Source organism: Pseudomonas azadiae, from assembly GCF_019145355.1.
Lineage (GTDB): Bacteria > Pseudomonadota > Gammaproteobacteria > Pseudomonadales > Pseudomonadaceae > Aquipseudomonas > Aquipseudomonas azadiae.
On sequence record NZ_JAHSTY010000002.1, the window covers coordinates 1,207,157 to 1,220,104 of the forward strand.

Sequence of the window (12,948 nt, forward strand, 5' to 3'; positions counted from 1 at the left end):
TGTCATGCAACTGGTCTGCCCGGCAGGTAACCTGCCTGCGCTCAAAGCCGCCGTGCGCCAAGGCGCCGATGCGGTGTACGTCGGTTTTCGCGATGACACCAATGCCCGGCATTTCGCCGGGCTGAACATGGACGACAAACAGTTCGACGGTGCCGTTGACTTTATTCGCCAGCAACAGCGCAAGCTGTATGTGGCGGTCAACACCTACCCACAGCCGAAGATCTGGGCCCGCTGGCAACGCTCCGTCGACCGCGCCGCCGACCACGGGGTAGACGCCCTGATCGCCGCCGACCCTGGCGTACTCGACTATGCCTGCCGCCACCATCCGCAGATGGCATTGCACTTGTCGGTACAGGGCTCGGCCACCCACGCGGCGGCGCTCAAATTCTATGCCGAGCGCTACGGCATTCGCCGCGCGGTATTGCCTCGAGTGCTGTCCCTGGCCCAGGTCAAACACGTGGCCGCGAGCAGTCCGGTGCCCATCGAAGTATTCGGTTTTGGCAGCCTGTGCATCATGGCCGAGGGCCGTTGCCATCTGTCGTCCTATATCACCGGCGAGTCGCCCAACCTGTGCGGCGTGTGTTCGCCGGCCAAGGCCGTGCGCTGGAGCGAGGATGCCGAAGGCTTGAGCGCACGCCTGAGTGAAGTGCTGATCGACCGCTACACCCCCGACGAGCCCGCCGGTTACCCGACCCTGTGCAAAGGTCGCTTCCTCGTGGGCGGCAAGCGCTTCCATGCCCTGGAAGAACCCACCAGCCTCGACACCCTGGACCTGCTGCCGGAACTCAGCGCGATAGGCGTGGCAGCGGTGAAGATCGAAGGTCGGCAACGCAGCCCGGCCTATGTGGAACAAGTCACCCGAGTCTGGCGCGCCGCGCTGGACGCCCACCGCAGCGCGCCGGCCAGCTTTGTGGTCAAGGACCAATGGCGCCAGGTGCTGGCCGGGTTATCCGAAGGCAGCCAGACCACGCTCGGCGCCTACCATCGTGCGTGGCAGTGAGGAGATACAGATGAAACTCAGCCTGGGACCGGTGCTGTTTTATTGGGACAAGGAACACCTGGGACGCTTCTATGCGGACATGGCCGGCTTGCCCCTGGACGTGATTTACCTGGGCGAAACCGTGTGCGCCAAACGTCGCGCGTTCTCCCTCGACCATTGGTTGGGCCTGGGCCGGGAGCTGCAAGCGTGCAGCGCGGCGCAGGTGGTGCTGTCGAGCCTGACCCTGATCGAAGCCGCCTCGGAACTGTCAAGCCTGCGCCGCCTGTGCGACAACGGCGAGCTGTTGGTGGAAGCCAACGACATGGGCGCGGTGCAGATGCTGATCGAGCGCAAATTGCCCTTTGTCGGCGGCCCGGCGCTCAACCTGTATAACGGCCACGCCCTGGTGCAACTGCTCGACGCGGGCATGCAGCGCTGGGTGCCCCCTGTGGAATGCTCCCAGGGCCTGATCGCCGATGTGCTGGAGCAGGTGCGCGAACTCGGCCGACCGTTGCCCGAAGTGGAAATCTTCGCCTACGGCCATTTGCCGCTGGCCTATTCGGCGCGTTGCTTCACCGCCCGCGCGGAAAACCGGCCCAAGGATGACTGCCAGTTCTGCTGCATCAACTACCCGGATGGCATGGCGTTGAGCAGCCAGGAAGGGCAGGCGTTGTTTACCTTGAACGGCATTCAGACGATGTCGGCCGAGGTCACCAATCTTCTCGCTGACTACCCCGGTCTGCTCGCCTGCGGCGCCGATCTGTTGCGCCTGAGCCCACGGGCCGAGGGCATGGTTGAGGTGGTCAAGGCCTTCGACCAGGTGCGCCAGGGCGCCACGCCGCCGTTGTATGTCGACGGCTGCAATGGCTACTGGCATGGCCGGGCGGGCATGCTGCGGGTTGAGGAGGTGGGCCTGTGCTGAGTCGCAAACAATGGCTGCTCAAGGGCGCCGACCGGCTGTTGCCGCTGATTCGCCGCGTGCCCTTTCGCGTACAGCGCCTGGCCTTGCAGCAAGCCATGAATCGTTGCCTGGCAGAGCCTTTGCGCGACGGTGGGTTTGACCTGTTGCAAGGGCGCTGGATGTGCCTGCGCATTCCTGACCTGGGGTTGTGCTGGTACCTGACCTTGGGCCGGGATGGATTGTGCATTGCTGAAAACGCCGAGGCTCAGGTGAGTATCAGCGGCAACTGGCGGGAGTTTTTGTTGCTGGCCAGCCGGCAGGAGGACCCGGATACGTTGTTCTTTCGGCGCAGGCTGGTGATCGAGGGGGACACGGAGTTGGGGTTGGGGTTGAAGAACCTGATCGACAGTCTGGATTCGGATGTGTTGCCGGCGTGGTTGTGGCGAGGGTTGGAGAGGGCGGGGCAGGGACTTGGGGCTTGACCTTGGCGATCTTGGAACCGACCGGCATTTAATGTCGAACCCAGTGGCGGCCTTTGGGCCGACCAGGCTGTTGTTGACCGTGTACATATCCGTTATTCAGGTAACGGCGGATTAGGGTTCCGCTCTTACAGCGGGTCACTTTTTGAAGGACCGGAATGCCGGCCCAGCAAAAAGTAACCAAAAAGTCCTCGCCCCACCACTCGGTGCCTCGCCTAGGCTCGGCATGCCCGGGGCGATCCGAGATCAAAAGCAAGAGCGCGGCGGCCTTAGAGCCGACCGGTAATCGGGCCGGTGTACTCAGTTAAAATGTGGTAGGGGGCTTGCCCCCGATGAGCATGGGTATCTACACAACTCTCAACCACTGAAAAATCTCCCTGTAGTGAGCGGGCTTGTCCCGCGCTGGGTGGCGAAGCCGCCCCAATAAAGGCGTCGCCGGGCTTCAGGTAGAATCCGGTCGCCTGGTTTGGGGCCGCTTCGCCGCCCAGCGCGGGACAAGCCCGCTCACTACAAAGATGTGTAGATACCGATCCCCGATGAGGGTGGGTCAATTAATGAATTTTAATGGGAGTATCTACACAACTTTCAAAGGCTGAAAAATTTCCCTGTAGTGCGGGCTTGTCCCGCGCTGGGTGGCGAAGCCGCCCCAATAAAGACACCGCGCAGTTTCAGACAACCCAATTCGCCTGGTTTGGGGCCGCTTCGCCGCCCAGCGCGGGACAAGCCCGCTCACTACAAAGATGTGTAGATACCGATCCCCGATGAGGGTGGGTCAGTTAATGAATTTTAATGGGAGTATCTACACAACTTTCAAAGGCTGAAAAATTTCCCTGTAGTGAGCGGGCTTGTCCCGCGCTGGGTGGCGAAGCCGCCCCAATAAAGGCGTCGCCGGGCTTCAGGTAGAATCCGGTCGCCTGGTTTGGGGCCGCTTCGCCGCCCAGCGCGGGACAAGCCCGCTCACTACAAAGATGTGTAGATACCTATCCCCGATGAGGGTGGGTCAGTTAATGAATTTTAATGGGAGTATCTACACAACTTTCAAAGGCTGAAAAATTTCCCTGTAGTGAGCGGGCTTGTCCCGCGCTGGGTGGCGAAGCCGCCCCAATAAAGACACCGCGCAGTTTCAGAAAAACCCAATTCGCCTGGTTTGGGGCCGCTTCGCCGCCCAGCGCGGGACAAGCCCGCTCACTACAAAGATGTGTAGATACCGATCCCCGATGAAGGTGGGCCAGTTGATGAATTTTAATCTGACCCACCGCCATCGGGGGCAAGCCCCCTCCCACAGTTTTGATCTCTGTTCATCAGGTAGACCTCAGACTGCTCTGGCCAGGTACCCAGTCAACCAAACCTCACCCCGCCTGCCTTAAATGCTCCATCGCCCAGACCGCCGCCTCCACCCGCGAGCGCAACCCCAGCTTGTGCAGCAAATTTTTCACGTGCACCTTCACCGTGCCCTCGGTAATCCCCAACTTATGCCCGATCACCTTGTTGCTGAACCCCCCGGCAATGGTCTTCAGCACCTGCCGTTCACGCTCAGTCAACTCGACCGCCGCATGCGGCTGCGGTGAACGCAGTGCCTGGGCCAGCACCCGCGTCAGCCCGGGACTGATCACCAAGGCTCCGTGCAACGCATCGCGGATGAATTCCACCACCAGTTCCGGTTCCATGTCCTTGAGCAAATACCCGTTGGCGTCCAGGCGCAGCGCATCACGAATGTCGTCTTCGGCATCGGACACGGTAAACAGCAACACCTTGCCGGCATAGTTCATGGCCCGCAGGCGGCGCAGGGTTTCCAGGCCGTTCATGTGCGGCATGTTGTTGTCCAGCAACACCAGGTCCGGTTGCAGGCTGTCGATCCGGTCGAGGGCTTCCTGGCCGTTGCCGGCTTCACCGACCACGTGCAGGTCGTCTTCCAGTTCGAGGATCTGGCGCATGCCGTGGCGCATCATCGGATGATCGTCGACCAGCAGGATGCGGTGGCGGGGAGGGGCGGTCATGAGGCGGTGCCTTGTAGGGAGTGGCCGAGGAATTCGGGCTGGAAGTGCAGTTGCACGCGGGTGCCCTGGGGCTCGCGCGGGCTGATGTCGAGGGCGCCGTGCAGGCTGCGCGCACGCTCGTCCATGATGGTCAGGCCGTGGTGTTCGCGCCTGTCGACGTCGCCGCAAAAGCCGCGGCCGTCGTCCTCGATGCTCAGGCTGACGGTTTCACCAACCTGGCGCAGTTGCAGCCAGGCATTTTCTGCGTGGGCGTGGCGCAGGCAGTTGGAGAGCGCCTCGCGGGTGATCTGCAGCACATGGATCTGTTCGCTGGCCGAGAGCTGGAAGGCCAGGGCGTCCACGTGCAGGTGCACCTGGAATTCGCCACGGCGGGAGAACTCTTCGGCGGTGTCCTGCAACTCATGCACCAGCCCGGCGTCGTGGATCTGCAGGCGGAACGTCGTCAGCAGTTCACGCAGTTGGCGGTAGGCATTGTTGAGACCCTCGCGCAGTTCGCCCGTGACGGTGGCCAGGGTTTCCACCGGCTCGCCACGGCGGATCAGGGTTTGCATGCGGCTCACTTGCAGCTTCATGTACGACAGCGCCTGGGCCAGGGAGTCATGCAGTTCGCGGGCGATGATGGTGCGCTCGTCCAGCAGCAACAGGCGGTGGTCCTGTTCGCGCTGGCGCTTGAGGGACAGCGACGTGCCGATCAGGTTGGCCAGGGCCTGGATTAACTGTTTCTCCCAATCCTGGGGCGCGTGGCCGTCGAGGAAGTGCGCCTTGAGTTCGCCCAGCTCCGTGCCCTGGTTGCTGATGCTGAACACCTGCGGCGGGGCGGCGTGATGGCGCTCGCACGTTGCGCAATCGCCGATCGCGCAGACGTTGCGGCTGTGCTCGCCGTGCAGCGCCAGCATTTGCTTGGCTGGCGCCAGGAAATGCCCTTGCAGGCACAGCGACAGGCGCAGGCCCGGCAGGCGTTTCTGGAAGCGCCGGATCAGTTCATCCAGGCCCTCGGCATTGGCCAGGCGCGTGGCCAGGCTGCGGCTGCTCTGGTAGAGCAATTCAAGGGCCGCGTTGGCTTGCTGCAGGTTGAGGGTCTTGAGCTGTACCTGGCTTTCCAGGGTGCGGTGCGACGCTTCGATGGTTTCGGCCATGGCGTTGAAGCTCAGTGCGAGTTGGCCCAGCTCGTCCTCGGAACGGTGGTTGACCCGGGTCTTGAAGTCGCCGTCGCGAAAACGCCGGGTGGCGTGCACCAGCTCTTCCAGCGGGTTTACCACGCCGTATTGCAGCTCGTACAGGCCGATCAACAGGATGATCAAGGTGCTGAACAACGCCAGGCCCTGAATGCCTTGCTGCCAGCCTTGCTTGCGTTCGCTCTGGCGCTGCAACAGGCTGACGAAGTGATTGAGTTGCTCGACAAACGCCGGCGCGCTCGCCTGGAACAGCGCCGCGTCACCGCGCATCACCGCCGGGCGCAGCTCGTCGTTCCAGCGCTGCTGGATCTGCTGGTAACTCTGCAACAGGGCACTCTGGGGGCCGTCTTCCAAAACCGCCCTGAGCGACTCGCTGTCCAGACGCCGTTGCAGGCTGTGGCTCACGTCGGCAACTTCATCCGGTCGCGCACCGGCGGCGAGTTTCCAACTCAGATGGTAGGTCTCCATGCGCACCGAGCCTGCGGTGTTGATCGCGGCGGCATCGCCCTGGCTGAACCAGGCAATCAGCCCGGCGCTCAGGGAGCTGGCCAGGGCCAGGATGGCGATGAGGATCACCGCCAGGCCGGCACGGGCGGGCAGGGAGCTGCGCAGCCAGTCAAGCATGACGGCGTAATCGAAGCGGGCAAGGCAGCGGCATGGTTGCACCTGAAGCGGGAAAGGGGGCTTGAGCATGGCCTTCCCTGGCGCACTACCTCTAAAGAATTGCCGGCGAACCCTCCCACGGATAAAAACCGGCGCAACAGATCAATCCATTGATAAATAAAGCTTTTTTTCTGTTGTTGCAGCTACCTCCTTAGAGGTAGACGGGACCAGCATAGCCCCATACCCCCCAGGCGGACGTTGATCTGGGTCAAGTGAGGCGGGGGTCTGGCCCCTAACCTGCGCTCATGGAATCACTTTCTGGAGCGCATACCGTGACTCAACCCCGTATGAGACAAGGCCTGGTGCTGGGCATGAGCACCCTGGCGTTCACCGTCTGCTTTATGGTGTGGATGATGTTCGCCGTGCTCGGCGTACCGATCAAAGACCTGCTGCAACTCAACGAAACCCAGTTCGGCCTGCTTGCGGCCACCCCGGTATTGACCGGTTCCCTGGTGCGCCTGCCGCTGGGCCTGCTCACGGACCGCTTCGGCGGGCGCATCGTGTTTTTCCTGCTGATGCTCGCCTGTGTACTGCCGCTGTACCTGATCACCTACGCCACCGCCTATTGGCAGTTCCTGGTGCTGGGCCTGTTTGTCGGCCTGGCCGGCGGCTCGTTCTCGGTGGGCATCGCCTACGTCGCCAAGTGGTTCGACAAAGACAACCAGGGCTTTGCCATGGGCGTGTTCGGCGCCGGCAACGCGGGGGCGGCCGTCACCAAATTCCTCGCGCCGGCGCTGATTGCCCTGGGTACCTGGCACCTGGTGCCCAAGGTGTTTGGCGCGATCCTGTTTATCACCGCGCTGCTGTTCTGGTTTCTCACCAGCGAGAACAAGGCGCACCGCAGTGCCGGCGGCGCGACCCTGCGCCAGCAACTGGTGTGCCTGAAGGACCCGGCCGTGTGGCGCTACTGCCAGTACTACTCGATTGTGTTCGGCGGCTACGTCGCGCTGGCCTTGTGGATGACCAAGTACTACGTGCAGGAATACGGCTTCAGCCTGCAAAGCGCCGCGCTGCTGGCTGCGTGTTTCTCGCTGCCCGGCGGCGTGCTGCGCGCGGTCGGCGGCTGGATGTCCGACCGCTGGGGCGCGCAGAGCGTGACCTGGTGGGTGTTGTGGGTGAGCTGGATCTGCCTGTTCCTGCTCAGCTATCCGCAAACCCAGCTGCAAATCACCACCGTCAACGGCCCCCTCGATTTCCATATCGGCCTCAATGCCACGCTGTTCACCGTGCTGCTGTTTGTGATGGGCATCGCCTTCGCGTTCGGCAAGGCCTCGGTGTTCAAGTACATCGCCAATGACTACCCGCAAAACATGGGCGCGGTGTCCGGCATCGTCGGCCTGGCCGGTGGCCTGGGCGGCTTTGTGCTGCCGATCCTGTTCGGCGCCCTGGTGGACCTCACCGGCGTGCGCTCGTCCTGCTTCATGTTGATGTACGGCGTGGTCTGGGTCTCCCTGACCTGGATGTACCTCAGCGAAATCCGCAAACAGCCGTTGCTCGGCAAACAAGCTCTCCAAGGAGAATGATCATGTCCATCGCGCAAAAGCCCGCTACGGGCCCGGTGATCCATGAGTGGCGCCCCGAAGACCCGGCGTTCTGGGGCGCCAGCGGCAAGAAGACCGCCACCCGTAACCTGTGGATCTCGATCCCCGCGCTGTTGCTGGCCTTTGCCGTGTGGATGGTGTGGAGCACGGTGATCGTGCGCCTCAACGCCATCGGCTTCAGCTTTACCACCGACCAACTGTTCTGGCTGGCCGCGCTGCCGGGTTTGTCCGGCGCCACCTTGCGCGTGTTCTATTCGTTCATGGTGCCGATCTTCGGCGGGCGCCGCTGGACCGCCCTGAGCACCGCCTCCTTGCTGCTGCCGGCGCTGTGGATGGGCTTTGCGGTGCAGGATCCGGGCACGCCCTACAGCGTGTTCGTGCTGATCGCCTTGCTCTGCGGTTTTGGCGGCGGCAACTTCGCCTCGAGCATGTCCAACATCAGCTTTTTCTACCCCAAGGCCCAGCAGGGCACCGCCCTGGGCTTGAATGCCGGCCTGGGTAACCTGGGCGTGTCGGTGATGCAGTTCTGCGTGCCGCTGGTGATCACCTTCGGGGTGTTCGGCCTGGTGGGCGGCCAGCCGCAAACCCTGGCGGACGGCAGCCAACTGTGGCTGCAGAACGCCGGGTTCATCTGGGTGCCGTTCATCCTCGCCGTCACCGTGGCGGCCTGGTTCGGCATGAATGACTTGTCCAGCGCTCGCGCCTCGTTCAGCGACCAGGCGGTGATTTTCAAGCGCAAGCACAACTGGCTGATGTGCTGGCTGTACCTGGCCACCTTTGGTTCGTTCATTGGCTTTTCGGCGGCATTCCCGCTGCTGATCAAGACCTCATTCCCGGAAGTGGTGGCGCTGAAATTCGCCTTCCTCGGCCCGCTGGTCGGTGCACTGGTTCGCCCTCTGGGCGGCTGGCTGGCGGACAAGCTGGGCGGTGCGCGGGTGACCCTGTGGAACTTCGTGCTGATGATCGTGATGGTGTTCGGCGTGCTGCACTTTTTGCCGCAGAACGGGCAGGGCGGCAGCTTCTACGGCTTCCTCGGGATGTTCATGCTGCTGTTCATCACCACGGGCGTGGGCAACGGTTCCACCTTCCGCATGATCCCGGTGATCTTCCGTACCCAGCACGAGAAAGCCAGCGCCGGCAAACCGGCTGCCGAGCGCGAGCAGGCGCTGCGCAACGCCGGCAAGGAATCCGCCGCCGTGCTGGGTTTCAGCTCGGCCATGGGCGCGTTCGGCGCGTTCTTCATTCCCAAGTCCTTCGGCACGTCCATGGCCGCCACCGGCAGCCCGGCCATGGCGTTCTACCTGTTTGTCGGTTTCTACCTGAGCTGCATCGTCGTGACCTGGTGGTGGTACGCCCGCAAAGGCTGCGCCACACCCTGCTAGTCCGACCCGAATTCGCGGGGCAACGCACCCCACGGCACGCCTGATGAGGAAAGCATCATGAGTCACTTACTGGATCAACTGCGGTTCTTCAACCGCAAGCAAAACGAGTTCTCCGACGGCCACGGCGAGACCCGCAAAGAGTCCCGCGACTGGGAGAACGTCTACCGTTCGCGCTGGCAGTACGACAAGATCGTGCGCTCCACCCACGGGGTGAACTGCACCGGTTCCTGCTCCTGGAAGATCTACGTGAAGAACGGCCTGATCACCTGGGAAACCCAGCAGACCGACTACCCGCGCACCCGCAACGACCTGCCCAACCACGAACCGCGTGGCTGCCCGCGCGGTGCCAGCTACAGCTGGTACATCTACAGCGCCAACCGGCTCAAGTACCCGAAGATCCGCAAGCCGCTGCTCAAGCTCTGGCGTGAAGCGCGCCTGACGCTGGCACCGGTGGAGGCCTGGGCGAGCATTGTCGAGGACAAGGTCAAAGCCGACGCCTATAAGAGCAAGCGTGGTATGGGCGGTTTCATTCGCTCCAACTGGGAGGAGGTGAATGAGATCATCGCCGCCTCCAACGTCTACACCATCAAGCAATACGGCCCGGACCGCATCGTCGGCTTCTCGCCGATCCCGGCCATGTCCATGGTCAGCTACGCGGCGGGTTCGCGTTACCTGTCACTGATCGGCGGCGTGTGCCTGAGTTTCTACGACTGGTACTGCGACCTGCCGCCGGCCTCGCCGATGGTGTGGGGCGAGCAGACCGACGTGCCGGAATCGGCCGACTGGTACAACTCCAACTACATCATTGCCTGGGGCTCCAACGTCCCGCAGACCCGTACCCCGGATGCGCACTTCTTCACCGAGGTGCGCTACAAGGGCACCAAGACCGTGGCCATCACCCCCGACTACTCGGAAGTGGCCAAGCTCACCGACCTGTGGCTCAACCCCAAGCAGGGCACCGACGCCGCGTTGGCCCAGGCGTTCAACCACGTGATCTTCAAGGAATTTCACCTGGATAAACCGAGCGCGTATTTCACCGACTACGCCAAGCGCTTTACCGACTTGCCGGTGCTGGTGATGCTCAAGCCCATGAGCGGTTTTGCGCCCGGCGCCGGTTTCCAGCCGGACCGCTTCCTGCGGGCCTCGGACCTTACCGGCAACCTCGGCCAGGACAACAACCCGGAATGGAAAACCATCGCTCTCGACGAAAGTGGCGAGCTGGTTTCCCCGCAAGGCTCCATCGGCTACCGCTGGGGCGAGAAGGGCAAGTGGAACATTCTGGCCAAAGAAGGCGGTGAAGGCCGCGCCATCGACCTCAAGCTCAGCCTGATCGGTGACGACGTCGCCGAAGTGGCCTTCCCGTATTTTGCCGGCGAAGCCCACGAGCACTTCCAGCACGTGGCCGGCGATGCCGTGCAGTTCCGCCGCGTGCCGGTGCACAGCGTGACCCTGGCCGACGGCAGCGTGGCCAAGGTCGCCACGGTGTTCGACTTGTCCGCCGCCAACCTGGCCATCGACCGTGGCCTGGGCGGGCTCAATGTGGCCAAGGACTACGACGACGCCAGCGTGCCCGGTACCCCGGCGTGGCAGGAAGCGATCACCGGCGTCAGCCGCGAGAAAGCCATCCAGATCGCCCGCGAGTTCGCCGACAACGCCGACAAGACCCGTGGGCGCTCGATGATCATCGTCGGCGCGGCGATGAACCACTGGTATCACATGGACATGAACTACCGCGGGCTGATCAACATGCTCATGCTTTGCGGTTGCGTCGGCCAGACCGGCGGCGGCTGGGCCCACTATGTCGGCCAGGAAAAACTGCGTCCGCAATGCGGCTGGCTGCCCCTGGCGTTCGGCCTGGACTGGAACCGTCCGCCACGCCAGATGAATGGCACCAGCTTCTTCTACGGCCACAGCTCGCAGTGGCGCCACGAGAAGATGAACATGCACGACGTGCTCTCACCCCTGGCCGACAAGTCCCAGTTCCCCACCCACGCCCTGGATTACAACATCCGCGCCGAACGCGCCGGCTGGTTGCCCAGCGCGCCGCAACTCAACACCAACCCGCTGCGTATCTGCCGTGATGCCGCAGCGGCGGGCATGGACCCCAAAGACTACGTGGTCAAGTCCTGGCAGGACGGCACCTTGCGCTTCGCCTGCGAGCAACCGGACAGCCCGGTGAACTTCCCGCGCAACATGTTCATCTGGCGGTCCAACCTGCTCGGCTCGTCGGGCAAGGGCCATGAGTACATGCTCAAGTACCTGTTGGGCACCAAGAACGGCGTGATGAACGAAGACATCGGCTTTGGCGGCGAAAGCAAGCCCACCGAAGCCGAGTGGGTCGACGACGGCGCCATCGGCAAGCTCGACCTGGTGACCACTCTGGACTTCCGCATGTCGTCCACCTGCGTGTATTCCGACATCGTCTTGCCGACCGCCACCTGGTACGAAAAAGACGACATGAACACCTCGGACATGCACCCGTTCATCCACCCGTTGTCGGCGGCCATCGACCCTGCGTGGGAATCGCGTTCCGACTGGGAAATCTACAAGGGCATCGCCAAGGCGTTCTCGGCCATGTCGGTCGGCCACCTGGGCGTCGAGCAAGACCTGGTCACGGTCCCGCTGATGCACGACAGCGTCGGCGAGCTGGCCCAGCCGTTCGGCGGCACCGATTGGAAAAGCGCAGGCGTGGCACCGGTACCGGGCAAGAACGCACCGAACATGGCGGTGGTGGAGCGCGACTACCCGAACATCTACAAGAAATTCACCTCGCTGGGCCCGATGCTGGAAAAACTCGGCAACGGCGGCAAGGGCATCAACTGGAACACCGATGAAGAAGTCCAGTTCCTGGGTGAGCTGAACCATCACGAAGGCGACGCCGGCATCAGCCACGGCCGGCCGAAGATCGATACGGCGATCGATGCGGCCGAAGTCATTCTTTCCCTGGCCCCGGAAACCAACGGCAAGGTCGCGCTGAAAGCCTGGGCGGCGCTGTCGCAATTCACCGGCATCGACCACAGCCACCTGGCGATCTCCAAGGCGCATGAAGCCATTCGCTTTCGCGACATCCAGGCGCAGCCGCGCAAGATCATCTCCAGCCCCACCTGGTCGGGCCTTGAGGATGAACACGTGAGCTACAACGCCGGCTACACCAACGTCCATGAAAACATCCCATGGCGCACCATCACCGGCCGTCAGCAGTTCTACCAGGACCACCCGTGGATGCAGGCGTTCGGCGAGCAATTGATGAGTTACCGCCCACCGGTCAACACCCGCACCATCGAAGGCGTGAAGGGCAAGCGTAGCAACGGCGAGACCGAGATCGTGCTGAACTGGATCACCCCGCACCAGAAATGGGGCATCCACAGCACCTACAGCGACAACCTGCTGATGCTCACCCTGAGCCGTGGCGGCCCGATTGTGTGGCTTTCGGAAATCGACGCCAAGCGTGCGGGCATCGAAGACAACGACTGGATCGAATGCTTCAACGTCAACGGCGCGCTGACCGCCCGTGCGGTGGTCAGCCAGCGCGTCAAGGAAGGCATGGTGATGATGTACCACGCCCAGGAACGCATCGTGAACGTGCCCGGTTCGGAAACCACCAAGACCCGGGGCGGCCACCACAACTCGGTGACCCGCGTGGTGCTCAAGCCCACCCACATGATCGGCGGCTATGCCCAGCAGGCCTACGGCTTCAACTACTACGGCACGGTCGGGTGCAACCGCGATGAATTCGTTGTGGTGCGCAAGATGGCCAAGGTCGACTGGCTCGATGGCTCCAGCGGCGATGACCTGCCACGCCCATTGCCGACCGATATCGAGGAGAACTGA

At 62.9% G+C, this 12,948-nt stretch carries 8 protein-coding genes; 6 read left to right on the top strand and 2 right to left on the bottom strand.

The genetic code is table 11. The features are described from left to right. Window positions 1–4 precede the first annotated feature (4 nt). From ubiU to ubiT, 3 genes are read left to right on the top strand one after another with little or no spacing between them, the layout of a single operon-like run. On the top strand, window positions 5–1,000 hold the full coding sequence (gene ubiU, locus KVG91_RS21985) for a ubiquinone anaerobic biosynthesis protein UbiU (protein WP_169376483.1): 996 nt from the start codon (window positions 5–7) through the stop codon (window positions 998–1,000). 10 nt (window positions 1,001–1,010) lie between these two features. Next, window positions 1,011–1,901 (top strand): U32 family peptidase, encoded by an 891-nt coding sequence (locus KVG91_RS21990; protein WP_169376482.1) that lies wholly within the window; start codon window positions 1,011–1,013, stop codon window positions 1,899–1,901. Next, on the top strand, window positions 1,895–2,362 hold the full coding sequence (gene ubiT, locus KVG91_RS21995) for a ubiquinone anaerobic biosynthesis accessory factor UbiT (protein ID WP_169376481.1): 468 nt from the start codon (window positions 1,895–1,897) through the stop codon (window positions 2,360–2,362). The genes KVG91_RS21990 and ubiT overlap by 7 nt, the downstream gene beginning before the upstream one ends. A gap of 1,346 nt (window positions 2,363–3,708) precedes the next feature. Here the strand turns inward: ubiT and narL are convergent. Then, the gene (gene narL / locus KVG91_RS22000; protein WP_169377361.1) at window positions 3,709–4,356 is read right to left on the bottom strand and encodes a two-component system response regulator NarL; all 648 of its coding nucleotides are present in this window, start codon (window positions 4,354–4,356) and stop codon (window positions 3,709–3,711) included. Then, on the bottom strand, window positions 4,353–6,155 hold the full coding sequence (locus KVG91_RS22005; RefSeq protein ID WP_169377362.1) for a HAMP domain-containing protein: 1,803 nt from the start codon (window positions 6,153–6,155) through the stop codon (window positions 4,353–4,355). The genes narL and KVG91_RS22005 overlap by 4 nt, the downstream gene beginning before the upstream one ends. Before the next feature lie 311 nt (window positions 6,156–6,466). Here KVG91_RS22005 and KVG91_RS22010 point away from each other — a divergent pair, with 311 nt between their 5' ends. The 3 genes from KVG91_RS22010 to KVG91_RS22020 are packed head-to-tail and all read left to right on the top strand — an operon-like array spanning window position 6,467 to window position 12,948. Then, window positions 6,467–7,717 (top strand): MFS transporter, encoded by a 1,251-nt coding sequence (locus tag KVG91_RS22010; protein ID WP_169377360.1) that lies wholly within the window; start codon window positions 6,467–6,469, stop codon window positions 7,715–7,717. A 2-nt stretch (window positions 7,718–7,719) separates the two neighbouring features. After that, entirely contained in the window at window positions 7,720–9,117 is a 1,398-nt protein-coding gene (locus tag KVG91_RS22015; protein WP_169377359.1) for a NarK family nitrate/nitrite MFS transporter, read from the top strand. A 57-nt stretch (window positions 9,118–9,174) separates the two neighbouring features. Then, window positions 9,175–12,948, top strand: a complete 3,774-nt coding sequence (locus KVG91_RS22020) for a nitrate reductase subunit alpha (RefSeq protein WP_169377358.1) — start codon at window positions 9,175–9,177, stop codon at window positions 12,946–12,948.

Coding starts and splice junctions, on each gene's coding strand:
- ubiU (WP_169376483.1), top strand. CDS start 5: ATGCAACTGGTCTGCCCGGCAGGTAACCTGCCTGCGCTCAAAGCCGCC.
- KVG91_RS21990 (WP_169376482.1), top strand. CDS start 1,011: ATGAAACTCAGCCTGGGACCGGTGCTGTTTTATTGGGACAAGGAACAC.
- narL (WP_169377361.1), bottom strand. CDS start 4,356: ATGACCGCCCCTCCCCGCCACCGCATCCTGCTGGTCGACGATCATCCG.
- KVG91_RS22005 (WP_169377362.1), bottom strand. CDS start 6,155: ATGCTTGACTGGCTGCGCAGCTCCCTGCCCGCCCGTGCCGGCCTGGCG.
- KVG91_RS22015 (WP_169377359.1), top strand. CDS start 7,720: ATGTCCATCGCGCAAAAGCCCGCTACGGGCCCGGTGATCCATGAGTGG.
- KVG91_RS22020 (WP_169377358.1), top strand. CDS start 9,175: ATGAGTCACTTACTGGATCAACTGCGGTTCTTCAACCGCAAGCAAAAC.